Annotated in this window: 18 protein-coding genes; 2 read left to right on the plus strand and 16 right to left on the minus strand. The window is 54.6% G+C overall.

From position 1 onward, the window contains the following. Positions 1-24: 24 nt before the first annotated feature. The 5 genes from GT571_RS01300 to GT571_RS01320 all read right to left on the minus strand — a co-directional run bounded on the left by GT571_RS01300 (position 25) and on the right by GT571_RS01320 (position 8,087). Positions 25-360: a hypothetical protein gene (locus GT571_RS01300; RefSeq protein WP_117774269.1), complete on the minus strand. Its 336-nt coding sequence runs from the start codon at positions 358-360 to the stop codon at positions 25-27. 92 nt (positions 361-452) lie between these two features. Further along, positions 453-4,109, minus strand: a complete 3,657-nt coding sequence (locus tag GT571_RS01305) for a P-loop NTPase (RefSeq protein WP_161154956.1) — start codon at positions 4,107-4,109, stop codon at positions 453-455. A 325-nt stretch (positions 4,110-4,434) separates the two neighbouring features. Next, positions 4,435-6,270 (minus strand): P-loop NTPase fold protein, encoded by a 1,836-nt coding sequence (locus GT571_RS01310; RefSeq protein ID WP_158558663.1) that lies wholly within the window; start codon positions 6,268-6,270, stop codon positions 4,435-4,437. A 168-nt stretch (positions 6,271-6,438) separates the two neighbouring features. After that, a complete protein-coding gene (locus tag GT571_RS01315) occupies positions 6,439-7,290 on the minus strand; it encodes a GmrSD restriction endonuclease domain-containing protein (RefSeq protein ID WP_152068108.1) in 852 nt (283 codons plus the stop codon). Next, on the minus strand, positions 7,257-8,087 hold the full coding sequence (locus tag GT571_RS01320) for a DUF262 domain-containing protein (protein WP_161154960.1): 831 nt from the start codon (positions 8,085-8,087) through the stop codon (positions 7,257-7,259). Before GT571_RS01320 ends, GT571_RS01315 begins: the two co-directional genes overlap by 34 nt. Positions 8,088-9,401: 1,314 nt before the next feature. Here GT571_RS01320 and GT571_RS10035 point away from each other — a divergent pair. Next, entirely contained in the window at positions 9,402-11,108 is a 1,707-nt protein-coding gene (locus GT571_RS10035; protein WP_240140062.1) for an IS110 family RNA-guided transposase, read from the plus strand. Between the two features lie 375 nt (positions 11,109-11,483). Further along, positions 11,484-13,823 carry an RICIN domain-containing protein gene (locus tag GT571_RS01340; protein ID WP_161154962.1) on the plus strand — a complete coding sequence of 780 codons (2,340 nt, stop codon included), beginning with the start codon at positions 11,484-11,486 and terminating at the stop codon, positions 13,821-13,823. A gap of 53 nt (positions 13,824-13,876) precedes the next feature. Here the strand turns inward: GT571_RS01340 and GT571_RS01345 are convergent, their stop codons facing one another. From GT571_RS01345 to GT571_RS01395, 11 genes are all read right to left on the minus strand, one after another. Then, a complete protein-coding gene (locus tag GT571_RS01345; protein WP_161154963.1) occupies positions 13,877-14,683 on the minus strand; it encodes a glycosyltransferase family protein in 807 nt (268 codons plus the stop codon). Then, positions 14,673-16,196, minus strand: a complete 1,524-nt coding sequence (locus GT571_RS01350; protein WP_161154965.1) for a lipopolysaccharide biosynthesis protein — start codon at positions 16,194-16,196, stop codon at positions 14,673-14,675. Before GT571_RS01350 ends, GT571_RS01345 begins: the two co-directional genes overlap by 11 nt. 2 nt (positions 16,197-16,198) lie before the next feature. Next, on the minus strand, positions 16,199-17,206 hold the full coding sequence (locus GT571_RS01355; RefSeq protein WP_161154966.1) for a glycosyltransferase family A protein: 1,008 nt from the start codon (positions 17,204-17,206) through the stop codon (positions 16,199-16,201). A 109-nt stretch (positions 17,207-17,315) separates the two neighbouring features. After that, positions 17,316-18,035 carry a glycosyltransferase family 32 protein gene (locus tag GT571_RS01360; RefSeq protein ID WP_161154967.1) on the minus strand — a complete coding sequence of 240 codons (720 nt, stop codon included), beginning with the start codon at positions 18,033-18,035 and terminating at the stop codon, positions 17,316-17,318. 80 nt (positions 18,036-18,115) lie between these two features. Beyond that, complete coding sequence (locus GT571_RS01365) at positions 18,116-19,279, minus strand: EpsG family protein (RefSeq protein ID WP_161154969.1); 1,164 nt, start codon at positions 19,277-19,279, stop codon at positions 18,116-18,118. Continuing rightward, the gene (locus GT571_RS01370) at positions 19,261-20,274 is read right to left on the minus strand and encodes a glycosyltransferase family 2 protein (protein WP_161154970.1); all 1,014 of its coding nucleotides are present in this window, start codon (positions 20,272-20,274) and stop codon (positions 19,261-19,263) included. Before GT571_RS01370 ends, GT571_RS01365 begins: the two co-directional genes overlap by 19 nt. 268 nt (positions 20,275-20,542) lie before the next feature. Continuing rightward, entirely contained in the window at positions 20,543-20,968 is a 426-nt protein-coding gene (locus tag GT571_RS01375; RefSeq protein WP_204987179.1) for an acyltransferase, read from the minus strand. A gap of 128 nt (positions 20,969-21,096) precedes the next feature. Continuing rightward, complete coding sequence (locus GT571_RS01380; protein WP_161192140.1) at positions 21,097-22,191, minus strand: glycosyltransferase family 4 protein; 1,095 nt, start codon at positions 22,189-22,191, stop codon at positions 21,097-21,099. Positions 22,192-22,198: 7 nt separating this feature from the next. After that, a complete protein-coding gene (locus GT571_RS01385; RefSeq protein WP_161154975.1) occupies positions 22,199-22,948 on the minus strand; it encodes a WecB/TagA/CpsF family glycosyltransferase in 750 nt (249 codons plus the stop codon). A gap of 11 nt (positions 22,949-22,959) precedes the next feature. Beyond that, complete coding sequence (locus GT571_RS01390; RefSeq protein ID WP_161154977.1) at positions 22,960-24,312, minus strand: sugar phosphate nucleotidyltransferase; 1,353 nt, start codon at positions 24,310-24,312, stop codon at positions 22,960-22,962. After that, complete coding sequence (locus GT571_RS01395; RefSeq protein WP_161154979.1) at positions 24,312-25,973, minus strand: phospho-sugar mutase; 1,662 nt, start codon at positions 25,971-25,973, stop codon at positions 24,312-24,314. The genes GT571_RS01390 and GT571_RS01395 overlap by 1 nt, the downstream gene beginning before the upstream one ends. Positions 25,974-26,011 lie beyond the last annotated feature (38 nt).

A 26,011-nucleotide genomic window follows, 5' to 3' on the forward strand; every position in this document is an offset into this window, starting at 1 on the left:
CGCTTTTCTGAAAGTGGCTCCGATTTAAATGCCATCCCCCGAATAAGCGCTCAGGTTCGATTCAACAAGTGCATTGGTTGAAAAGAGCTTTAGACCCCCTTCGAGGTAAAAGTCGCTTGTGCAGAGCAACCAAATCATCTTGTCGAGCTTGTAGGCAGTGGCCTCGGGGTCCACGCCGCCCTTCCGCGCCGCGCGCGCGGCTTCGAAATAGCAACGAGCCACTTCGACCTCGCTGTCAGTGGTAGCGTAAAACTGAACAGTATTCAGTAGGCCGTTGACACAAACATCGACGAGCGGCTGCTGAACAAGCCCGAGGACCTGTTCAGGGCGATGCAGCTCGAGCTCATGGAGCTGCACCACGGTTCGCCCTCGACCGTCTTCTGCACGCAGTGCAGGTCGAAGGGCTAGGCAGGAGCCCCGAGGCTTTTCCTAATTCTAGGTGTTAAAGTCGATTACTGCCTGCCGTGGAATAGCCTCCACTTTTCGTCTTCGATGTCTCTTTCAATTGATGACTTCACTTTTGACAGCCATTCTCTGTGTTTTAAATATGCAACACCTGCGGGCAGCTGAGCAGCAATCGAGTCAATCGCCTCAATCTCCTTGAGCTTTGCTGGAATAAAGCCTTTTTCAGGGGACCCGCTCATTGAAGATCGACGGAGATCCAAATGGTTGATCGATATCCCGTCTTTATCGAGCGTCAGAATGAGGGTGATAGCCCTAATCCTCGTCTCGTCATTGCAATCGGACAAGGCCCAGCTAATTCTATCGAGGCTATTTGCGTCGGCGATCCTTTCGCGGATGGTATATTCCAAGCGCTCCCAAAAAATATCGCTCGAGAGCGCATTTGCGTCATGAACGGGAAACAAAACGGCTATTTCAAGCCTGCCGAGTGGTTCGCTCAGCGCTTCATCGATCATTGCTTTCAGCAGATTCCAGGCATGATCATCCTGGACGGTCCAAAACGAGCTGATTCTTCGCAGGAGATCGTGCCTTTGTCGGTAGTCGAGGTTGGCAACGTACTCCAAAAAACGGTCAATCATTGAGCTGTCAAGGCGTAAAAGGCAGCGTAGGAAAGCGAGGTTATAGTCGAAAGTAGGATATCCTTCAAGTGCGAGAAAATACAGGTTGACGGCCGGTGAGGGATTGGATTCGAAGTACGAATCTAAAGCGGAGACGCGCTTTTCGTCTCCGCAGTTGCCGAAAAACCGCCAAACCCCATCATTGTGTATATGTTCGGAAAGCCAAGAAGCATATTTGAGGATATAGCCAGGATGCTTTGGCTCGACTATCTCCAAATCTTCCAAGCAGAGATGCGTTCTGCCGTCATCGAGTCTTGCGAGAATTTCGTCGAGCTCCTCCTTGTCGGGCCCGTTCTTTATTGCTAGCAAATCAAGATAGTCAAACAGGGCCGGATGGTCACTCACGTCGATCACCGCGCCCAGCTCGTTTCTAAGGACCTTCCTGCCGATGGTTTCAGCAAGATGATCAAGTGCTTCGTACGGGACAGGGATCGTCGAGGGCGACGAAGCGATATTGCGTGCGATTATGCTTGAGGCAGTATCTGGGGTCCTTTTGGCGATTTCCAGAAGGACTTTTCCGATAGCCCTGCCCGACTCCCACTCTTTATCGGAAATCTCATAATCTTCGGCTAGCTTTCCCAGGGCTTCGGTCAGTCGTTCTAGCGGTAACTCTTCCGCGGATATCCTCGGTTCTTTCTCTACGAGAGACTCGGAGTTCTCCAGACCAAGTGCGTCGAATGCGCTCTGGCGGAACCCATCGAGGCTCAGAGGGGGATTCTGCGCGCATGTTTCGTAAATCTGGTTGATGCTTAAGCTGCATAAGAGATCGATTGTCGAGTCTTCGGTTATATATTTGGGGAATAGCTCTTCAATCCTCGAGAGTACCGAATACATGTTTTCTGCGTACTCCGCTTCAGGTTCTTTGCCATAGAACGAGAAGTGCTGCCGAAAAGTGGATTTAACTTGCCTGCTGAATTCGGTTTCGACCAGAACGGAGAGCGCCCGGAAGCAATGGGCGTGGAGCTCGGCCAGCTCTGATGTGAAATTGAAGGTCAAAGTGTTGTATGTGTACGTTATGCCGTTTTGACAAACGCGCTGGGCCCTTGAAGAGAGGTATGAACTCGTCAAGACGATCAGACATGCTGCAACATTGCGGGAATGCGATTGTTGATATTTTTGAGCGAGGGCATCGAGTTTGCTGTTTTCCAAATCGAATCCCGTACGATCGAGATCGTAAGCGAAAGCGCCGTCCGGCCCGCATGCCCAGTTGTACTCGGCCGCTCGCTCGGTGCCTCTTTCTACACACTTCACGAACAACTCGGAGGCTGTTTGCGAATACTCGCTTGAGTTCATCAGGGATACAGAAATTTGCAGGGGCATAGATCCGTCGGATGTCGAATTCATGCCGAGAATTTCTTCCGATACGTCAGCGCAATCAGCGTTTTCGATGCGGTTTGAGGCAAAGGCGAGCGCCTGTATGGGGAGGAATTGATTGAATGTGACTATGAACTGATCGGCAATTCGCGCATCCCGATTCTTTATTTCATCCCAAGCTTTCTCGCATTCCCTTCGAAGGTAGTCGTACACGCTCGCACTTCCGCACACTTCAGCCATTGACTTGGCGGCTTTGAGATACGGCGCGTTCGGCATTTCTGCGGTATGCAGAATGAAATCCGCAAAACTGCCGTTCCCTTCTTTTGCGAAGTGGCGGCATATCAAGAAGTCGCGAAGATTCTGCTCTTCCATTCTTATGGCTAGCACGCCATCGGCGGAGGTAAGGATCGTGACAATTTCCTGGTCGTTCAATCTGGATGCAAAATCCCGAATCTCGGCGTCGTCGTACCCCAGCCCCAAGAGTTCCTCGTAACAAGGGTCTCCTTCAATAAGATCGCAGCAGTCGTAGATTGCAAGGTTCTCTGCGAGACGCTGCTCCCTGCTGGAGTACCCAGCTAAAGCAGAATTCATATAGATGTTCAAAAGATCGTATGGCTCTTGGATGGCTTCGAAATTGCCGTCTGCTATGGGGCTTGCTGCCATGATAGCCAAGCGCAGGTTTCCGTTTGCGATTGCCGATACTCTCTCCCTCAGTGCTATGTTTTTTATGTTGTATTCGGTCTCGAGTATCGCTTCTATATTTTCCGCGGCTAGAGGCTCCAGCTCTATTTCTCTGAAATTTAGATAACTGCCGATTTTTGCGGTCAACTCGCTTCGGTGCATCTTCCTGCAGGTGAGGACAATCTTTAGCTTTTTGTTTTCCAAACAGATTCCCAGCAAGTGCTCAAGTGACAGGTTGCCGTTTGCATCATCGACTAGAAGGATAATGTTTTCCGACTCCGACAAAATCAGCTCGATATCATCGTCGAGATGCGATGAATACCTAGAGTCCAAGATAAGAAGATCCCAGTGATGCCGTTTGCTGAATGAGAGGCATGCGTCGAGGGCGATCTTGGTTTTCCCCGATCCAGACTGCCCCTGAATCACCACTGCCTTGTTTTGCTCTATCGATTCGACGATGACTGAAAACTCGGAATCCCTGTGCATGAGGAGCTTCGACAGGTCGGTTGAGAAACGGTCGTTCAGGCTTCGCTCGATGAAGCGGTCTGGGGCGATGAATGATCCCTTTCCGAGTGGAACGCCCAATACCGTATGCGCTAGCGCAGGGTATTTTCCATCAAGGTCGCTCGCAATTGTCTCTGGCCCGATTATTTCTATCCGTGGATCGATGGCACGGACCTCCTCGAGTACCAGAGGTGAAAGGCGAAAGTATGTGTGGCACAGGATGATTCGATCTATGAGTTGCGGATTGATTCCGGTTTTGCTCCTGTCGAGGCAGTCTTTAGCATCATTTAGCAGCTTATTGCGGATGTCGGATTTAGAGGTTGTGTATGCCGCGAAGAGGTAGTGTCCATTCTCTCCTACGGAGTACATGTCTGGCACTCCGGTCGTGGTTTTATCCGTGCCGCATTGGGATCCTAATTCAATGATGTTGTTAAGCGAATATCTCCTATATAGATACTGATTTGCTAGTGTTTGAAAACGCCCGCCTTCGATCTGCCTTAGCTCTTCTTGGATCTGATTTATTTGGGACATTTTGCTCCTCGCGATAAATTCGCCTTTTGATTTCTCTTTTCTTACTCTAGTCCGCCTACCTCAGCAAGCCTTACAAGCTCGAGGGACGAGTCGACGACGTCCTCGAAGTCAAGCCCCGCCGCATAGGCCCTCGGATAAGGCGAGCGGAGGGCGCGTGACCCCGTCGGAAATGGCCGCCGTTAGGTGCGTGTTCGAGAGCTGCGCGGCGGAGCTGGATGGAGCCTGGGCAAGGCATTAGGGCATCCTCGTCCTTGTCGTAAGACTGCCATTAGAAGATCTTCTGCAAATCCTAAGCCACGTTTCAACTTGGCAACAGCTGCGGATCCTAGATATCGGCAAGACATTCGAGACTCTTGGATATGGCGTCGAAATAGATCCTTTGGTAATACTCCATGGTCTCGACCTTGCCGATCTCCGATCCGAGCCTCTTGGCCCAAGCTACGAGGGCCTTCCTGTCCTCGCCCTCGAGCGAGGCCGTGCACGACCTCATGTGGTCGCCCGGAAAAAGGACACTGTGCACAAGCCGAATATCTTCGGGAGGCATCTTCTCCATCGCCCTCGCGAGGAGGGAAGTGTCGAGGGAAATGAGCGACAGGATGGGTTCCGACCAGTCATCTGATTTCGAGAAAGCCAGATAGAGCTTCGTCGCGAATTGGTCGGGGGCGTTTATCAGGACGTTGCCAAGAGACTCCGACTCCCGTTCGCGTAGCGTCGTCAAGGCGAGCTCCCTCAGCCTGTCGACCTCCTCCAAAGCCGGAATCTCATGCGCTTCGCTCGAGTCGAAAGGGATCTCCTGCCATTCGACTCGATTCTTTCCGATTGACCTCACTGCAGACTCGGGATCCCGTCCAATGGAGGATTCCATCGCCTTGACGAGCGGCGCGACCCCTTCGGGAAAGGCGTCAGCAAATTCCCCCGCAATGCCTTTGACGGCACGCAGGACGTCGGGATAGACGTCGAACGACAAGCCGCGGCTCCCGTCCCCGGGGACAATCCCGGCGACTAAAGTCTCCACCATGCCAAGGACATCGGCATCGCGGAAAGTGGCGTGTCTGATGCCTTCGATACATTCAATAGCTTTCCGCGCGGCCGGCCCGTCGGGATGAAAGGTCGCAAGGTAATCTTCCAGGCAGGAACGAACATGCTTGGAATCGACCCCCTCACACCTCTCGAAAAAGCGGGGGATGAAGTCCAGGGCGGCGTATTTGAGCCGGCGCGACTCGAAAATGCCACCCCTAAGGATGGAATCCTCCCGGCTTGACGGAGGCCCGATGCGCATCCCCTTCGCCGCCCCCGCTGCAAAGCCGAAAGCCTCTTTGAAAACTGCCCTGGCAGACTCCGGGTCGGTGGGTTCAGCGAAGAACCCGGATTCCTTCATCCCGACCAGCACGGGGCGCATCTTGCTGAGGGATCGCAAGTTCGGCGATTCGCTTCCTTCAATCGCCGAAACGGCGTCCTCGAGCGCGCCTGGGTAGATGCCGCCCAGCACGCCTCCCAGAACGCGTTCCACAACCGAGCCGACCGAGGGCCTGAACCGGCACTTCCGCCAGACGGTCTTCTCGATGAGGCTCTCGTACTCCCTGGTCGTCCCCTTCTCCCCCTTCGGTCCTAGCCCTTTCCTCCACTCATCCTCGTTGCAGACGAGGAGGACCTTCTTCCTGCAGCCAACGACGAGGTGGTCGACCGCCCCGAGCAGCTCGCGAATGCCCATGTCGCACCTCTCCACGTCGTCTATGACGAGGAGGGTCTCGGGGCCGATGATGAGGTTCACGGCATTCAGCGGCGCCATCTTGAGATCGACGCCCGCCTTCTTCTCCAGCTCCCTGATCTTTTTCCCGAGGAACGATATTCCCGTGTCCTTGGCGAACCCGACGAGTGAATCCCACCTGCCCCTCTCCCCGCCGGCCGCGCACCCTATGGCGTATTTCGAGATGAAACCAGACTCAATCGCCCCGCAGAGCTCCGCTAAGTCCTTGGCGCCGTAGGCGGACGCCACCACGACGGGATGCCGGCTCTCATCCTCCTCCAGCTTCTCGGTCAGTGCGTGCTCGACAAAGTAGGTTTTCCCGCATCCCCATTCCCCGGTAAGCATGAGGGCGTACGAGTTCTCCTTGTCCTCGATGTACTCCCTCACGACGCCGATGATGTCATCCTCGTTCACCTTGGTCGCTCCTTGTCCGCCATCGGTTTCCACCCTTACCTTTCCTATGGCCAGGCGAGAGCCTACTCCAGCGCTTTCGGATCCCATTCGAACCCTTCGGCCTGCCGCCTTATCGCCGGGTCGATGCACTTCTTGACGAGCTCAAGCGCCGCGGCCGCGCGGTGCAAGCTAGTGGATGACCATTTCAAACAAATCTTTCGCGATAAAATCAACGCGCTTCTTAACGTCAAAACAACCATTCGCATAGCGTTTAGCAAAAGCTCTTGTAGTGGCATAACGCGATTCAGCGTATATGGGCAGCTTTTCCTTAAGCGATTTGTCTTTACATTTCGCGTTAAGTCGCTCTTCTAGCATGAGCAAGTTCCCAATAATCGAGTTTTCCTGAGCCTGCGAATCCGGAAGAATGTGCTCTATTGTGAATGCCTCAGAAACCCTAACACCAGACTTAAGCTCCTCGAGCAAGGCAAGGACCAACTTGCAGCGATCCTTCAACTTTGTTTCGCTATACAACGGCCACGAATGAGACCATCCAAGCGAAAGGAGATTAATTCGAAATGTTTCTTCTGAAGGCAGTTTTTCGTTAAAACTATTTTTCCACTCATCTAACACTTGCTGGGTGCAGTTCAACTCGATTGCGTATGAGTGTTTCACGATCGAATCCGATAGGTGGTTCGACTCCATTCCCCCGATTATCTTATAGCAAATATAGAACCGGTAAATAAATCCAATCGCATCATCATACTGCTCGCTCGTTAGCTGCTCTATTTCGCGAGCGTGCATTAAACTCATAAGAAGCGGCCTGAAGACGCGGACATTGTGTGTTCTTAAGAAACTCAAGATTTCCGCATTTCTGTCATCGCTGGTTGGCTCGACAATCTCTGCATAATATCCGGCTTTTAGCCTTAAATCATAGAGAAGATCAGCAGCCTTCTTTGGATCCGTAAAATCCCTTATTTTCTTATATGCTCCATCCTTGTCGCCTTGACCTAGGCGATATTTTTGAATTGCGTAGTGACGCAAAAAGCTTTCATGTTCGAGCCGACTGTTGCTTCAATTTCCGACCATACCTGTTTTGCATCATCGCGCTTTTCTATAGGATGGATATAGCGCATAATATAGTTCTTCAGAAGCTCATGGTCCTCAAGCTCGATACCTCGCGCATTCAATATTTCGAATATTGTGTACGAATCTTCCTCAGACGATGATTTGATGTTTACATATGCGACAGAAATGACCGCATCCCTGAAGGCCAGCAACTCCTCATCCTTCATCTTGGCGAAACTTGCACTGAAATATTGGAAGGCTTTAACGATCAGTTCGTCTTTTGATCCGGACGCGCGTTTGCTCTTCGAGAAAGCCACAGCAGACATGGCAGCCGCATCTTCAGGAGAGATAGCAATTACTCCTTCGACGATCCTCGTTAATGATAAATGATTCTCCGGAGCGACGATCGCGGGCTCAACATCCTTAGTATCTATCGCCACTAGATATTTTTTTGTGCCATTAGCGTGGTTAATCATATTCCTTTTCTTGAAAGCGAACATGAGGCTAGACAGCAAGAGCGTTAGGGTAATAACTCTTTGTTGACCATCAATTATTGTAAAAACCCCGAGGCTGTCTTCTTCTTCTTCCTCCATCAGCACTATCGAACCGATGAAATGCGACGTAGCAACTTCCTCTGTCACAAGCTTGATGTCTTCGAATAGATCTTTCCAGTTATGCTCATCCCACACGTAAGCGCGCTGATTGCGAGGGATTCTATAGATTGAGTCATTAAGCAGCTTTCCAACCGTACTCTGACGTGCTTCAAATGCCATGTTGATCCCTTGCCTTCGCAATAGTTTTGTCGGCCTTGCCGCCTCTCGGCGTCACCAACGCCTTCGCTACAATAAAAGTCGGCACACCGCCGAGCAGGGCCGCCTTTTCGCTCGCGAACATGCCGACTGCCCCAATCAATCTCCGTCGCTGCCATCATCGTCGATTAACCAACATGTCAGCAGCAGGCAATCGTCACGTCCACAGTCCATTCTATATGCCGGCTGAGCATGGGGCGCATCTTAATCGCCAAGATATCCAGGAAGCCCGAGCTTCCAGGGAAATGCCTTCAGACGCCTTACGTTGGGTAGGCCCCCTACAGAGATCTATTGGCCGTGCACCGCAAACAACGCGTTAGGCCGTTGCACGCAATCGGCCAGCCACCCAGCATCCCCAATCCGCGTCACAACTCCCTACCCCGCTCCAGCCATCGTCATCTCCATACAGTGTCCAAACCCACACCAATAAAACCAACCCACGCAACAAGCAGCCCTCGCTTAGCAACCCAAACACCACCACAAGCCAGCAAGCAATCACCAGTCTGCGTTCGCAACATCGCTTGGAACGGCAAATGCTTACCGCGCCCTTGAAACACGCCAAACTCGTCTACAACCTGCGGTTTTTCGTTTATACTGCAATCGTTGAAATGCCGGTACGCTTGCAGAATCGTACCTGTTCCGATTACAGACGATATGAGCAGGACATAAAAACATTGAGAGCCCCTGCTGCATGAAAGACCGCGGATTAGGCCGACAATGGTGAGTGTCTAATCCAACCGCGGCGGCCACGCCGCATTCATGGAAGGGGCTCCCATGCTCGATACTACCACCTTCGTCGGCCTCGACGTCCACGCCCGCTCGATAAAGGCAGTCTCCCTCGACGTCATGACCGGGGAGGTGCGCTGCGCGACCTTCGGCTACGACGCCGGGGCAGTCGCGGAGTGGGTGCGGTCCGTGGACCCAAAGGCCAGGTGCGTGTACGAGTCCGGGGTCACGGGGTTCGACCTGCAGAAGAGGCTCTCCGGCCTGGGGGTCGACTGCGTGGTCGGCGCCGTCTCGAAGATGATCAAGCCCAGCGCGGACAGGCGCAGGAAGAACGACCGCAACGACGCCGAGTTCCTCGCCCGCATGCTGTCGGTCGGCAACGTGGTCGAGGTGTGGGTCCNAGGAGTGTCCCAAAGTGCCGGCACAGACGATATGAGCAGGACATAAAAACATTGAGAGCCCCTGCTGCATGAAAGACCGCGGATTAGGCCGACAATGGTGAGTGTCTAATTCAGCCGCGGCGGCCACGCCGCATTCATGGAAGGGGCTCCCATGCTCGATACTACCACCTTCGTCGGCCTCGACGTCCACGCCCGCTCGATAAAGGCCGTCTCCCTCGACGTCATGACCGGGGAGGTGCGCGCCGCGACCTTCGGCTACGACGCCGGCGCCGTCGCGGAGTGGGTCCGCTCCGTGGACCCCAGGGCCAGGTGCGTGTACGAGTCCGGGGTCACGGGCTTCGACCTGCAGAAGAGGCTCTCCGGCCTGGGTGTCGACTGCGTGGTCGGCGCCGTCTCGAAGATGATCAAGCCCAGCGCGGACAGGCGCAGGAAGAACGACCGCAACGACGCCGAGTTCCTCGCCCGCATGCTGTCGGTCGGCAACGTGGTCGAGGTGTGGGTCCCCGACGACGAGTGCGAGGCCGCCCGCGACCTGACCAGGGCGCTCGAGGACGCGAGGGACGACCTCTCGCGCTCGAAGCAGCGGCTCTCCAAGTTCCTGCTCAGGCACGGGCTCGTCTTCGACGAGAGGACGCCCACCGGCCGCAGGAAGGGCAACTGGACCCGGGCGCACTGGTCCTGGATCGAGTCGATAAGGTTCGCGGAGGGGGCCGACAACGACGTGCTCGCCTACTACGTCGACGCGGTCAGGCGGGCGGCGGAGGAGAAGGCGAGGCTCGAGGGGCTCGTCGAGGCCGAGGCCCGCAAGCCCAGGTGGAGGAAGAGGGTCGACTCCCTCCGCTGCCTCAAGGGCGTAGACACCGCGTCCGCCGCCGACCTCGTGTTCGAGGCCGGCGAGTTCTCGAGGTTCAGGAATGCCCGCTCGTTCGCGGCGTGGGTCGGCCTGACGCCCTCCGAGCACTCCAGCGGGGAGAGCGACCGCAGGGGCGCGATCACCAAGGCCGGCAACAAGCACCTGAGGAAGACGCTGGTCGAGGCCGCGTGGCACTACCTGACGTGCTCGGGGCGGCCGAAGGACCTCGCCAAGGGCCAGGCCCCGGACCGGGGCGCCCGGAGGCATGCCGCCAAGGGCGTGCGGAGGCTGGTCGAGAGGCGCGGGGCCCTGCTCGCGCGCGGGGTCCACAGCAACAAGGCGAACGTCGCCACGGCGCGCGAGCTCGCCNGGACGCCCACCGGCCGCAGGAAGGGCAACTGGACCCGGGCGCACTGGTCCTGGATCGAGTCGATTAGGTTCGCGGAGGGGGCCGACAACGACGTGCTCGCCTACTACGTCGACGCGGTCAGGCGGGCGGCGGAGGAGAAGGCGCGGCTCGAGGGGCTCGTCGAGGCCGAGGCCCGCAAGCCCAGGTGGAGGAGGAGGGTCGACTCCCTGCGCTGCCTCAAGGGCGTCGACACCGCGACGGCCGCCGACCTCGTGTTCGAGGCCGGCGAGTTCTCGAGGTTCGGGAACGCCCGGTCGTTCGCCGCATGGGTCGGCCTGACGCCCTCCGAGCACTCCAGCGGGGAGAGCGACCGCAGGGGCGCGATCACCAAGGCAGGCAACAAGCACCTGAGGAAGGCGCTGGTCGAGGCCGCGTGGCACTACCTGACGTGCTCGGGGCGGCCGAAGGACCTCGCCAAGGGCCAGGCCCCGGACCGGGTCGCCCGCAGGCATGCCGCCAAGGGCGTGCGGAGGCTGGTCGAGAGGCGGGAGGCGCTGCTCGCGCGCGGGGTCCACGGCAACAAGGCGAACGTGGCCACGGCGCGCGAGCTCGCCTGCTGGGTGTGGGCGGTCGGCCTCATGGCCGAGGAGGCGTAGGGGGCCGGTCCCCCGCACATAAGCCGATCACCCCGGAAGCGGTTTGATCCGAAGCCGTTGAGGCGAACCTCAGGTCCCTTTTCTGCGAGCGCCCAGGGCGCCACACGCGTGCACAGACTGTCGGTTCGACGAAGAAGCCTCAGCCGTAGCAACGGATTGCCCAGCGAGAGATCGCCGCGGGCGGATATTAAACTGCAAAGACGAGCGTCGGGAAGACACGCCGAGGTCGCCGCGGACGGGTTGATATAGGGAGAGGGCCTGACCCCATATCGTTGGGGCCAGGCCCGATTTTGCCTCTTAACAATGTCCTGCTCATATTAAATGCCGGTACGCTTGCAGAATCGTACCTGTTCCGATTACAGAAAAGGGGCCGTCATGCGTAAGCCTGCCTCCTGCGTCCTTTCCATCGCGCTCTCGCTCGTAATGACGGTTGGTTTTATCCCGTCACCCGCGCTTGCCGAAATCGCCAGTGCGCCAGAACCCGCCGCGCAAAGCGCCGGCAAACCTAACGAGAGCCCAGCCGAAACCACGTCGGGCCAAGCCCGGGCAAACGATCAAATCAGCGCCGCCTCCGGCACCAATGTAACGGCCAACGCAACGCAGCCGATCGACGCCAGCATGTTCAGTATCGAGGACACCGACATTCGCTACACGGGCAATCCCGTGATGCCCACCGTCACGTCGTCGACCGTGCCGAGCGACCAGTACACTGTCGCCTACGAGAACAACGTAGCCATCGGTCAGGCGACCGCCGTTGTGACCGCCGACGACCAGAACTACAGCGGCACCTGCGCGATCCCATTTGAAATCAAACCGGCGAACGCGGCCGCGAACTACCAGCACAGCACCACCGCGCAAAGCGGCGACATCACGCTCACCGTCCAATGGAACGACCCGAGGCTCGGCCAGGAGACCACGTTCCATGTGACTGCGACGGGCGGAAGCGGTGCGTACCAATTCCGCATGGACGCACCGACGTATATGGATCCCGACGGTAGCAGCGAAAGCGTTGCCGACCCCAGCCGTAACCAGTGGCAGCAATACACCGGCGAATGCACATCGCACGACTACCAGTTCGAAATGACCGCTAGCGGCACCTATTACCTGCGCTTTTACCTGATGGATAAGGCGGCCGGCGTGTACTATCTGCGCTCAAACGTGTTTGCGAGCGCGAACGACGACGCCTATCCGGCGGTCAGCGCCATCGTGAAGTCCGCAGTCGACAAATGCAGCGCCGATACCGACGGGTCCGACTACGCCCGCGCCCTGTGGCTCCACGACTGGACGCTCGACCAGCTGGAGTACGACCATGGCCTCAACTGGTGCTCAGCCGAAAGCGGCCTCACGCGCCACCAGGGCACCTGCGAGAGCTACCAGCGCATCTACTCCAAGCTCCTTGACGCCGCGGGCATCGCCAACGGCCGCATCACCGGCAACGGCCACACCTGGAACGCCGCAAAGATCGATGGCAAATGGTGCCAGATGGACCTAACCTGGGACGACACCAGCGACAACTGGTACGGGGACCTGGACCAGCGCCATCTGTACTTTGGCCTGACCGACGAGTTCATGGCAATCGCCCACTCCGACCACACGGCTAACTACCAGAAGGCCGACTACGCCTACCGCTCGACCGACCTGTCCAACAATTACTTTGTGCGAAACGGCAAGGCTGATGAATGGGCCGAAAAGTATGCCGACCGTATTCAGCAACACCTAGATGCCAAGGAAGAGAGCTTTTCAATCGATGCCGACAACCAGTCGTTCCCGCCGAGCATCTCGGGCATTCAGAATGGGATTGTTGCTTATGCGATGAATCAGAGGGGGTGGAAAGTCCAAGGCGCCAAGGCTGATCTAACGGCGGCATCTAACGTCACGAAAGAATCGAGCAGCAAATGGAGCGCTAAGTACGAGCTGAAAGCTGAATACAAAGCATCCGCATTAGAAAAGGTCGTCGACGACGGCACGTACCGCCTGGCCTCGGCGATCGACCGCGGCATGGCCGTCTCGGCCTCCGCATCGGGCTGCTCGCTGTCCTCGGGCGCGGGCGCGCTGACGTTCGAGCGCGACGGCGCCACCGGCCTCTACAGGATCTCCTCGGGCGGCATGCTGCTGACCGAGTCCGGGAGGTCGGCGGTGCTGGCCGGCGCGGACGGCTCCGCCTCGCAGCTCTGGCGCGTGGCGCCCCTCGGGGCCGGCTACTCCGTGACGTCCGCCTCCGGTCTGGCCCTCGACGTCAGCGGCGCCGACGCGTCGGAGGGCAACGCGGCGTGGCTCTACGAGCCCAACGGGACGGCCGCCCAGCGGTGGCTGCTCGCGGACCCGGCGATCCCGAGGGTCGTCGACGACGGCACGTACCGCCTGGCCTCGGCGATCGACCGCGGCATGGCCGTCTCGGCCTCCGCATCGGGCTGCTCGCTGTCCTCGGGCGCGGGCGCGCTGACGTTCGAGCGCGACGGCGCCACCGGCCTCTACAGGATCTCCTCGGGCGGCATGCTGCTGACCGAGTCCGGGAGGTCGGCGGTGCTGGCCGGCGCGGACGGCTCCGCCTCGCAGCTCTGGCGCGTGGCGCCCCTCGGGGCCGGCTACTCCGTGACGTCCGCCTCCGGTCTGGCCCTCGACGTCAGCGGCGCCGACGCGTCGGAGGGCAACGCGGCGTGGCTCTACGAGCCCAACGGGACGGCCGCCCAGCGGTGGCTGCTCATGAGATATTAATCAAAGGGGGTACCGAGACTAACAGTGTCATTCTCGGTACCCCTTTTATCACTCTATGCCTTTGGAAGAAGTGCTCTGTAGCGACGCAATGCCGTTAGTTCGGCTAGCGAACCGTAATGCAAAGCACGCCGAACTGCATTGAGCCAATCTCTTATACGGTATGCCCAAGGTTTTGGAGCAAGTTCAAAATGAACAACCGATACGTCTTTGAAATTCAAATACCCGCTCGAATCATACATAGCGAGGCAATCCTGAAACGCATTAAAGCGCTCGGACAAATGCAGCGCCTTCTCAGAGTTCCAGCTAGGCAACAACATTTGAAAAATATCCTGATCTCCTATGCCGTCTCGAAAATTTGACAGCAAGTTTTCATCGAGAGAGTTAATTAACGAAATTGCATTTTGGTAAAGCGCGTGCGAGGGCTTGATAACCATGAGCCCTGAGTTAAGGTCAACCCAGTCCGCGTGAGCACCCCTACCAGCCACAACGGCAGACATAGAGGGAGCATCGAAAAGCCCATCTATGTTCGACAGCACCATCATGTCGGCATCCAGTAACACGACAGAGTCGAATCGAGTCAGGGCAAGAACACTTAGCTTCGCAAAGCTTTGGTTCCATCTTGGACGCCCCGCCACAATGTTAAGGTCGCGAATACTGTTAGGGATAGCAGGCGCTTCAGCTGCGATTGCATTAATCCCTGCCCCAGACAAAGTCTCTATCGTCGAGACCGAGCAATCACAAGTCAAAGCCGTCAGCGGGTAGGCACTATCGACCAGATCTAGACTTCTTTTTAATGCGATAACACCCGGAAGATAGGAATCGCCCACGATAAAGACGACATAGGTGTTGTTATTTGACAAACGGGACCACCTTTCCTACAAAGGATTTCAAAAGATTTTTTTCATAAGCGTTCACGCCAAACAGCCACTCGAATAGCACATACAGGAAGCCATACAACACACAGCCCAATAAGAATGAAACGATACCGCCGTGATTAACGGGAAGAAAGAACCACGCTGCAGCAGACAGGCCAGTAGCCGCAAAAGCGGGTAAGATAATCCGCGTGATCTCCTTCCAAAACCCTCTGACGTCCAGTCCTACTTTTCGTGAATAATACCAGTTCATTATCAGGCCATTGCCAACAAGCATTGAGACAGCAGTGGATAGCGCTGCTCCGGGCAACCCCCACACAGCGAGAAGCACAAAGGTAAGAAAAATGTTCAATAAAGCGATGATGAGATACATCGCGCCCCTGAAGTAATACTGGTTAGTCACTTGCAAAATAGTAAGCCCCAGGCTTTGGATCAAGTCGATTGTGAAAGGAATCATTACGATTAACGCAATGAGATACGACTCGAAATAACCATCTCCAACCCACATCTTAATAAAATCCAGTCCAAACACGGCAAAACCGCCAAGAACAAAAAGAAGAAGCAGACAGTTCAAACGTCCAAATTTGATAAATAGATCGGACATGCCCTTAAAGTCATGCTCTTTGTGATAAAGCTCTGAAACCCTAGGCAAGAAAATAGCCCCGGCAGCCGTTCCTATATTCATATACATTTGATAGATCTGTGCACCGACAGCATACACGGCCACCGAGCCTGCGCCGAACATATATCCAACGATGAGCTGATCAGTCTTCCAAAAGATTTGATCGGCTAACGTAACCATCACTATAGCACCGCTGAAACTAAGAAGCGCTTTCGCGAGTCGCGAATCCCAACCGTAATAGTTCCTGCCCACCTTAAGGATATTTCTCCTATAAAGACTCTGGACGCCAGCGCAAGCAGCGTTCATAGCAAAAATAACGACTGTAACCGTCAACGCATTGGGGAAAAACCCCGTGAAAAAAATAACCAAAATAGGCTGTGCAATAAGAACAACAAGGCTCGACAGTTTCAAAAACACAAAGCGTTCATGAGCCGTAATGGCAGCAATCGAAACAGTATTGTTCATAGTAACGACAGTGTTGATTCCAAGAACGAGGAGCATGCCCGTACACTCCTCAATTTGCGCAGACGTGAACGAAGATGAATAAACGATCCGGAATATAACCGTCAAAATCCCAACAGCAAGCAGGGCGAGCACAGACATAATCCAATAAATCCGGCGCGAGATGGCGAGGGTGTTCTCAGCTTTTTCACGGTCGCCTTCTGCAATATACTTGCAATAGAACCTGCCGACTCCGGCAGATAGAACTCCATTTATAGATATAACATAGGCCATAATCGAACCGATAAGCTGGTACATACCATACTCATCACGCCCGATAGAACCGAGGAGAAGGGGCACATAAATCAGCTGCACTAAAACGTTGACAGCCATATAAACGTATGAAAGAAGCGCGCCGACGCGCCTGCTGTTAGCCATTCCTAAAGCTCACCTCCTGCATGCACAGCTTTCACAAAACCCTTTACTTTAAACAAGAATCGATACGCACTCCAATGCCCACGGACAAGAAGTCGAAACCTCAGTGACTTTGTAATTGCCCCTGAACTCAAGTAACTATTTGAGCGCCAGCCAGGAAACGCTTTGTCGATCCATTCAAATACACGAGACTGCATTTCCAAATCGAACCCGTCTGCCTGAACGATTCGCATGCCGCCCCAATAAACACAGTGCAAGATAGCCATCCATTCGATTTCCTCCTGACAACCAGAATAATCTGGCCCACAGCGGCGAATAACCTCGTCAAAAGCATCGAATATGTCAAAAAGGACACTTTTAGGCGGTTTTTGGATAATGCTAGTTGGACGCACAACGTAATGATAAAGAACCCTGCCGAATGAAACGCCTTCTCCCAACTCGAGGTTCAATGACATTGCAGACGAAAGATCTTCTCCGATCCTAACTCCTTGAACAAGGTTAAAGGGCGCTTCTTTAAGCCTCTGCAGGCAATAACATTGCCTGCAGAGGCTGTCGCTATTCAGCGCTAGCCTCTGGAGGTTTAATTTATTAAAACCACTGGCCCAAGGCTCGATACTGCGTAGCAACTCCCCTCGTGGAGTCACGACGTCATGACCAAAAGCAACGACAGCGGGGTTGTTGTCTTCTAAATAATCAGCAAGTTCAATTACAGCATCGATATCAAGAAGGTCATCAGAATCAAGGAAAAGAACGTATTTGCCCGCAGCGTGATCAATTCCGAACTGCCTGGCTGAATTCTGACCACCATTCGCCTTATGAATAACAGTCGAATTAGGAAGGTTTAACGAAAGATAAAGCTCCAATTCCATGGCAGATTGTGTCTTTGATCCATCATCAATGACCAAAACCTCAGCAAGTTCAGGCGAAAGAGCCTTCAAACAGCTAAAAGTTTTCTCATAGTATTCCGCTTCGGTGTTATAAAAAGGGACGATGATCGAAAATATAGGGCTCAAGCAAAATCCTTCCTTAGCACTTTAGTGATCCGCTCACTCACTTGACCGCCACCGTAGGGGCTCGTCGCGCGGATCATGGCCTTATATGCGGCTCCATCGAACCACGAGGCTACATCCTTCCAAGTAAAGTCTTCAACTTGTTGATTTTTTCAAAACCAATTGCTGCTTTTACTTTTTCACGGAATCGAAGACTTGCAGGAAGCCATGAGCTATCGAAATGATGAATTGCGTATGTGTTATTGGTAATACGGACCTTTTTGGTTTCCCAATCCTTTGGGGAAAAATACTCAGAAGGAAACAATGTGAAACCATCAACGTTTTGTTTGCAGTTGTTTAAAACCAAGCCCTTATCCACGCAAGCATTTGTAATAGCCACAACATTAGTCGTGAGATCAAAGCTACCGTTAGGTTTTACAAAAGAACGTCCATCATAATCCCGAAGTAATTTTTCAAAGAAGGGCTGATGCGGACTTGACGCCATAAGTCCAGTAGACAATCTATCATCAGCCTCAAAGCCCGAAAAAGCCTGAAGTTCAAGAAAGACATCAAGCGGTCGCAAAACCTCAACATCAGTATCCATATAAATACCGCCCTCATTCACTAAGACCCAGAGACGCACATAATCGCTAGCAAACGCCCACTTCTTTGCGTCATAAGCTTCGCGGCAATATCGGTTCTGCTTCACATCAAAGTTAGATTCATCCCAACGAACAATCTGATAATCGGGGCAATATTTCTTCCATGACTCAATACATTTCTCCGCAAGTGGAGTCAGGGGCTTACCGCCGAGCCAGACATAATGTATTATTTTAGGAATACTTGCTTGCATATCTATTTCCTTACAGTCCAGTTTAATAAGACATTTTAATGCTCGCAATGACCATTGGTTAAGGGCCAGAGCAACGATGATCAGGAGATGCCAAGGAGTGTTGAAGTATATGGAATCGCCTGATTAAACCCGAGGTATACGAAACAGATAAAGAATCTGAACGCACAGCCTCCGCCAATCAGAATCAATCCAGTCCAGGATTTCATATTAGGCTTAGTTGACAAAACCAATCCAATCAATGGGATAAATAGAAGAAGGCAGTACTCTGACATTCGCGCGATGGTGACATCTACGCCACTCATGAGAAAAAATGGAATACTTAAAGAAACTAGGTAAGTAAGGTATGCGCCGTGCACGCGCTTTTCCGAAGTAAACGAGGCAGCAATAAATATAGCGCCCACTACCAAGCACAATATAAATAAAGCGCCCGTCGAGGACAGAGGATCTCCAGTATGTGTACCGTAGAGGAACAATCTGCCGATACCTGAGACACCTGATAGCAATAAAGCAATTTCCCTAAAACACACCAGAATTATTGCTATAACAAAGAATGAAAGAAGCATGATCACCTGCGACCAACTTCTAAATACCAGCAATCCCGATTCATTTTTTTTGAAAAAAGAAAACCAGACAACTGCAAAGAGCAGACCGATAGCAGCCGATGAATGGGTAAACAGTGCGACAATTTCCATGACTACCGCCAAGACATATCGCCCATCCATCAACGAAACCACAAATAAGAGAACAAAGCCCATTGCGACAGATTGTCTCATCGTGTTAAGTCCCGGAATATAAAAAGCCAGTAAATATAGCAGCATAATCCATCCGAACGCACGACTACGATGCCGATGCGCAGCAAGGAATACAGGGGCTATAACGGCGAATTGTATTGCAAACAGCAGAGCAAACTGAGAATGGAACAGTTTAACGATAACGAATGAAAAGCATGCAAAAAGCGGAGCAACGTCCCAGATACTGGCTTTAACAACGGCATAAAATGAAGCAAAACTGTTAGAAAGCATTGCCTGTTTGTATAAAAATGCGCCGTATCCACCCGTATCAGTCCCAATCGATAAATCGCGCGCGCCGGCAAGAATACAAACAATGCAAATAGCGATCCAATAGAAGAGCCAGGCAATCATCCGCCCTCTATTCGATCTTTCGATCATCCATCCAGCGCCAAACAAAACCGATGAAACTACAAATACAAAAATATAAGGAAACACTACCCTGTCACCAGCCATAGAAAGTTGGTTGCTTTCAAAAGAACCCAGATTGTTTTAAAACGAGAATGGACAAGCAAGCTCGCAAGAATCTTCGAATGAGTCCGGAGGCCAGGGAAAATCGATTTATTCTCACGAAAGAATTCGATTGAAGCCGAATTAGATACACGCTGTAAAACATCGCACGCCTGACCAATTTCAGTACAAGGGATATAATGGAGCACGAAGTGGCACAGCTCTTCAAGGCATCTTAAGTGCATTGCCTCAACAAATCCAGGGCGTCCTTGCTCTTCGTCCCATTTCTTTGCGTAGCGAAGCAAATAAGCATGAACCCTATCCATATCCACAAAATATGAATCACTAACTTTTGAGCTAATGCTATTGTTATTCGGACGATAGTAATAAAGTATTTTAGAAAGTGAATAAACAGACGTAGCCTGATCAAATATGAGGGCAGACTGAATTGCGTCCTCACCCATATTCAATCGCCCAAACTCCTCAAATTGACATTCTGGATGCATACATTTTCTTGATACAGCTTTCGTCCAGATCGCATTCAATAAGTTATCTGAACAAAAAAGGCGTTGCATTTCAAAAGAGCCGTACATAGCCCCAGCTCTTAGAGGTATAGAATAATCTTTATCAAATTGGCTACTACGAGAATAGCCATATACGATTACATCCGCAGATGAAGAAGAAATAGCTTTGTCGATGCACTCGAGCGCATCGTAACGAAGAGCATCATCTCCATCAAGTGAAATTAAATAATCGCCGACTGAAACAGAGAATCCCGCCCTTCGCGCAGCCAGTAGTCCCTTATTGTCTTGATCGATAAGCGTCACTTGGAGGCCAGACGTGTTGTAAAACTGCTGGCATATTTGAGCGCACCCGTCTGTTGACCCATCATTGACGAGAACAACTTCAAAATCAGAAAAGGATTGTGAGCGAACAGAAGCAAGACAGCTGGGCAGAAATTCCTCAACGTTATATATCGGTATAACGATTGAAAACCTCATATACACCCCTTATAGTTCAATATCAATGTAATCAAATAACTGCAAAAGCCCGATCTATCTGAATCTTTCGATAAGTCGTGCAAACGTTTTCACACACATTGCATTCTCTTTGAATGGCTTCAGAAAACGGTTAATGACGTCAAACAAGCGCACAGTTTCTTTCTTTACAACCGAACATAATGACTTCTATAGTGCTACGCCAAAAATCAATGCGATACTCAGGAAGAGAATTATGTATAAACAGAACCTTCATCATCGAATAAAGCTCCTAGTCATATTTCTTAATTAACCGAGCAGGGGCACCGGCATACAGCGCGCCTCCTTGAGGGGCGTCGTGCGTGATAACGGAGTTTGCTGAAACGAGCGATCGATCCGCGATTGAGCAGCCGCGCGTAACAACAGTATTTGCACACAGCCAGCAACATTTTCCGATATTAACCGGAGCATGGAGTAGTCCCGGGCGAACCCCTCCCCGATTGAAATCATGATCATGATCGTAAATCTGAACATTAGGCCCGAAAATCGTATCCGCACCAATGCAGACTGACTCGACAACCGTCACACGACAGCATTCATTCATGTAGACGCGGTCCTCCATCACCAGATTCGCATCATCATCGACCTGCACAACGCAACCTGGACTTAAATAGACGCCAGACCCAATACTGAAAGAAGCACCTTTGCCCAGAATCACGCGGACTCCTTTGCCCAAATACAACGGCTTGCCAGCCGCAACCCTAAGGCGACTCCCTGCCGCAATGCGAACCCTGGCGACCCGCAGGGCGGACGCGCCCCATTTGAAAGCCTTGGATAGCTTCCCACTCATAGCATCGCCTCCCTGTAGAAGTCCAGATAACGTTCCCGCCAGGTCTCGAACGAGTATTCCTTCTCGTAGCCCGAGCGCCCCTTCGCCCCAAGCCTGTCGCGCAAAGACGCGTCGTTGCAAAGCAACTCGAGCGCAGCGGCAAGATCACCCGCATCGGCTGGAGTCACGAGCAGGCCATTATCCCCATCGCGCAGAACGTCTAAAATCCCATCGCACGCACTGGCGACAACGGGAACGCCGACGCTCAGCGCCTCAAGCAGAACAAGAGGCAGTCCCTCCCAAAGCGACGGCATGGCGCATATATCGACCTGCGAAAGAAAGTTCTGGGGGTCGTCTCGCCTCCCGAGGAAAACGATGTCGTTCGCGGCCTCGGATCTGCGGGCACGCTCGCGCAGCTCACCTTCGAGCTCGCCGTCGCCAACGAGGAAACAGCGGGCATGAACACCCCTCTCAGAGAGAATCCCCATAGCATCGACGAGATACTCGGCGCCCTTCTGCTCGCTGAGACGGCCGACGAAGCCAATCTTCAAGACACCCTTCGCACATCCCGCCACGGCAGGTATCTGAACGATTCCCCCGTCGAACCCCGGAACGCCATTGGGGATAAGTTTCACCATGTCGTCTGGCAACCCGTAATAGCCTACGAGGTTCTCATACACCCTACCGCCACACGCTGCGACGCGCATACCCTTATATAGGAAGCGCGTGACAACGCGACCACCGCTAAATACGTTGTGGGCAGTGGCCACGACGCGTACGCCCGCAGGAAGAGCCAGACGGCAATAAAGCGCGGCCATTCGATGGTGGCAATGAACGAGGCTCACGCCATTTTCGCGCACCACCTTATCCAGCACGCTAGAGACCTTGGCGTACGTAGCGGGGTTTTTGTCGGTGATGTCAGGAATCCTAAAGTGGGGGACGCCCATTGCGTCGAGCTCGGACAGAAGCTCTCCGCCGCACGACATCACGCCCAAAAACGCGACCCTATCATTAAGGATGCGGCAAAGCTGGAGTACAACTTTCTCGGTACCCCCCATCCCCATGGTACGTGTAAACATTAGGATGCGCATATCGCTCAACTTGGTGGACAATTTACGCTCACCCCTTATGTTTTCGACACATCGCAAGAAAATGCCAGCTGTCGATGAAATAACGCCTAAACAGTCGTTTCGGCTCCCTGAGAAAGCGATAAAACCATTCAAGGCTATGGTCCTGCATCCATTTCGGAGCCCTATCGACGTTTCCTGCACAGAAATCAACTGCAGCGCCAACGTTAAACACAAACGGGACTCCAAACTCCCCGAGATGACGATTTACAAGAAGCCCACTCTTAGGTTCGCCAAGGCAGAGGAAGAGAATATCGGCATGCATGCCAGCGACCTTCGAAAGGAGCATTTGTAGCTTTTCTGCGTCTTTCTCAAATCCATATTCGGGAGAAATGGAGCCCTTAAAAATCAATCCTGGGTATTGAGCCGACAAAGCGGCAGCGGCTTTCTCCGGGACTCCAGGCATCCCGCCAACGATGGCGCAGCTATACCCCTTGTTGGCAGCAAACTCACAAATGCGGGGCATAAGATCCGATCCCGACAGCTTTTCGACGCAGTCAACGCCCCTCTTACGTGCGATTTTCATAAGAGGGGCGCTATCCATAAGAATAAGATCCGCGCCTTCCAGGGCATCCCGGAACTCTGGATCTTTGTCCGCCCTGATAAGGATGTCGAGGTTCAACGACATCATGTAGCCTGGGGTACGATTTGAGACATGTTCAACGAGGACTTCGCATACCTGGTCAAACGTCACGTTGTCGAAGAAGCTCGAGAGGAGCCGTTCTCTGTTGTATCCGGGCATCGCTTTGCTCCCTATTCATTCCAAAACAAGCCAATTCGATCGATGTCCTCTTTAACGAGTATTTCGCCGTGCTGGACCTCGATCACATGAAGATCGCCGACGACCGCCCGCGCCGAATGCGGCGTTCCTGAAGGAATCTGCACGACGGAGCCGGCGCGAACCTGCTGGACCAGTCTATCCAGCACGACCTCGCCGGTCCCGGAGATGACCGTCCAGACCTCCCCGCGATACGTGTGGCGCTGGTAGTCGAGCTGGCAACCCTCGCGGATGATGAGCTCCTTCGTGAGCGCCTTCGCCCCGTCGGGAAAGACGCAGCTGTCGATGACGCGGTACTCGCCCCAGGAGCGCTGCTCGTACATTGGACGGCTCTCAGCGACGGCGTTAACCTCAGCCTTGATGTTCGCAGACGCCTCCTTGCCGGAGACGAGGATGCCGTCGGGAGTCGCCACCACGACGGAGTCCGAGATACCCGCGACGACCATCGGGAAACCGGTCTCATTGATCACGTGGACGTTCTCGCACGTTTTTGAATCGACAATGACGCGGCCGGAGGTGAACTCGGCCATCTCGTCGGTCAGCGTGTTCCAGGTGCCCAGGTCCTTCCACTCGCCCGCGTAGGAGACCGCGCCGATGGAAGACGCCCTCTCCACGACCTCATAGTCGAAGGAGTTCTTGGGCAGCTCGGAATAGCGCGAGCGGAACTCCTCGAAAGTCCCGCACTCCAGGTACTTGCCGGTGAGCCCGGTGAGCCAGCCGAGCCTGAATGCGAACACGCCGCAGTTCCAGAGGGCCCCCTGGGAGATGAGTTCCCGTGCGGTCCCCTCGTCGGGCTTCTCGGTGAAGCGCTCGACCCTGCGGGGCCAGGCCTCCCCCGCCGCGGGCACGATGTAGCCGTACTTGCCGCTGGGGTAGGTGGGCTCCACGCCCATGAGGACCAGCTCGGCGAAATCGGACTGGACGGCCTCATCGAGCCTTACGACGCTGTCGTAGTAGGCCTGGTCGGCATAGCTGTCGATGGGCATGACGATGACGGTGTCGCCCTCGCCGGCGCCCCGCTGGAGCGCAAGGTTCGCGCAGGCGAGCATGATCGCCGGGGCGGTGTCGCGGCGCTCGGGCTCGAGCACCAGCGCGTAGTCGCCCTCAACCTGGCGGCGTATGGACTCCTCCTGGCTCGCGCAGGTGGCGATGGTTATGTCAATGTCGGCGTCGACGGATCCGATCTGGCCGAAGACGCGCTGGACCATGGAGACGTGGTTGCCATTCGCGTCGCGCAGGACCTTGAGGAACTGCTTGGAGCGGGTGCTGTTGGAAAGCGGCCACAGTCGTGTGCCAGAGCCGCCGGAGAGCAGGACGAGGTGGATCATTATCGGGTCCCTCCCAGGATCGACTCGGCGTCCACGACCAGCGCGGAGAGTTTGTTCTCGGACTCTGCGCGGTCGGAGCCCCTTGCGAACACGTAGGCTTTCGCCTTGGGCTCGGTGCCGCTGGGTCGGAACAGGACTCGGGAGCCGTCAGCGAGCCTGAACTCTAGGACGTCGGCCCCGGGAAGGCGCTGGGGCTCATCGGTCGGGTTCACGGCGGGCATGGGCGCGCCCTGGGCGTAGTCGATGCGCTCCGCGACTCCCATGCCGCCGATATGCTCAGGGGCATGCTCTCGGAGACCGGACATCATCGCCGCCATGTCGGACGCGCCCTCGGGTCCCTCGTAGGCATGTCCGAGCAGCGCGCTCGACCAATAGCCGTATTCTCTGTAGAGGCGCTCCATGGCCTCGTAGAGGTCCAGCCCCCTCGTCTTCCAATGGGCGGCGAGCTCGCAGATGAGCATGGAGGCGACCACGGCGTCCTTGTCGCGAACGGACGTGCCGGCGAGGTAACCGTAGGACTCCTCGAAGCCCATGAGGAAATCGCCCTCGCGGCCCTCCGACTCCAGCACGCCGACCTGCTCGCCGATGAACTTGAACCCGGTGAGCGTGCGGCGCAGCTCGAGGCCGCGCGTGCGAGCGATATCGTCTGCCATGGGCGCGGACACGATGGTGGTGCAGGCGACCTCGCGGGACATGTCGGCACCGGACCCGCTTGCCTTGGAGGCGAGGAAATCGAGCAGGAGCAGGCCCACCTCGTTGCCGGTGAGCAGCCTGTATTCCCCGGCATGCGGGACCGCGATACCCACTCTGTCGGTGTCCGGGTCGGTCGCCAGCAGCAGGTCGGGCTTGACCCTGTCGCAGTACTCGAGCCCGAGTTTCAGCGCCTCGCGCACCTCGGGGTTGGGGTACGGGCAGGTCGGGAAGTCGCCGTCGCGCACGCACTGCTCCTCGACGGTCACGATCTCGGCGACGCCGATCCCCTCGAGCACTCGGGACACGCACTCCAGGCCGACGCCGTGGAGCGGGGTGTAGACGATGCGGAGCGCCGAGCAGTCCTCGCCCGTGGAGACCTCGAGCGTCTCCTCTATGTAACGGTCAAGAACCCTCTCGGGAACCAACTGCACCAGTCCCTCTTCCAGGGCCCTATCGAACGCCATCGCTTTTACGCCATCGAAGCAGTCGACGGGATCGATGGCCGCCTGGATGGCCTCTGCCGTCTCGACGGTGATCTGGCAGCCGTCAGAGCCGTAGACCTTGTAGCCGTTGTACGCGGCGGGGTTGTGTGACGCGGTGATGTTGACGCCGGCCGAGCAGCCCAGCTCGCGGACAGCGAAACTCAACGCGGGCGTGGGCTCGACGCGCTCGAACAGATAAGACTTAATTCCGTTGCCGGCGAGTACCTCAGCGACACGTCGCACGAACTCCTCGGACCCATGACGCGTATCGCGGCAAAGTGCGACAGTCGGGTTCTCAAAGGCGCTATTCAGGTAATCCGCGAGTCCTTGCGTAGCCTTGCCGACGGTATAGACGTTCAGACGGTTGGGGCCGAGACCAAGCTTGCCACGCAAGCCGCCAGTGCCAAACTCAAGATTACGAAAAAACGAATCTGCCTTTCCAGACTCATCCAATGCAAGGAGCTCAGCCCTATCGGTGCCTGTCATGCAAGACAACCATTTTTTAAAAGTAAACTCTACCTGAT

Source organism: Collinsella aerofaciens, assembly GCF_009876115.1.
GTDB classification, from domain to species: domain Bacteria; phylum Actinomycetota; class Coriobacteriia; order Coriobacteriales; family Coriobacteriaceae; genus Collinsella; species Collinsella aerofaciens_N.

What these genes read in the sequence shown, in the direction of transcription:
- GT571_RS01365 (WP_161154969.1), bottom strand. Translation starts at nt 19,279, where the DNA reads ATGGCTGGTGACAGGGTAGTGTTTCCTTATATTTTTGTATTTGTAGTT.
- GT571_RS01395 (WP_161154979.1), bottom strand. Translation starts at nt 25,973, where the DNA reads ATGACAGGCACCGATAGGGCTGAGCTCCTTGCATTGGATGAGTCTGGA.
- GT571_RS01305 (WP_161154956.1), bottom strand. Translation starts at nt 4,109, where the DNA reads ATGTCCCAAATAAATCAGATCCAAGAAGAGCTAAGGCAGATCGAAGGC.
- GT571_RS01390 (WP_161154977.1), bottom strand. Translation starts at nt 24,312, where the DNA reads ATGATCCACCTCGTCCTGCTCTCCGGCGGCTCTGGCACACGACTGTGG.
- GT571_RS01320 (WP_161154960.1), bottom strand. Translation starts at nt 8,087, where the DNA reads ATGGCATTTGAAGCACGTCAGAGTACGGTTGGAAAGCTGCTTAATGAC.
- GT571_RS01350 (WP_161154965.1), bottom strand. Translation starts at nt 16,196, where the DNA reads ATGGCTAACAGCAGGCGCGTCGGCGCGCTTCTTTCATACGTTTATATG.
- GT571_RS01385 (WP_161154975.1), bottom strand. Translation starts at nt 22,948, where the DNA reads ATGCCCGGATACAACAGAGAACGGCTCCTCTCGAGCTTCTTCGACAAC.
- GT571_RS01340 (WP_161154962.1), top strand. Translation starts at nt 11,484, where the DNA reads ATGCGTAAGCCTGCCTCCTGCGTCCTTTCCATCGCGCTCTCGCTCGTA.
- GT571_RS01370 (WP_161154970.1), bottom strand. Translation starts at nt 20,274, where the DNA reads ATGAGGTTTTCAATCGTTATACCGATATATAACGTTGAGGAATTTCTG.
- GT571_RS01360 (WP_161154967.1), bottom strand. Translation starts at nt 18,035, where the DNA reads ATGCAAGCAAGTATTCCTAAAATAATACATTATGTCTGGCTCGGCGGT.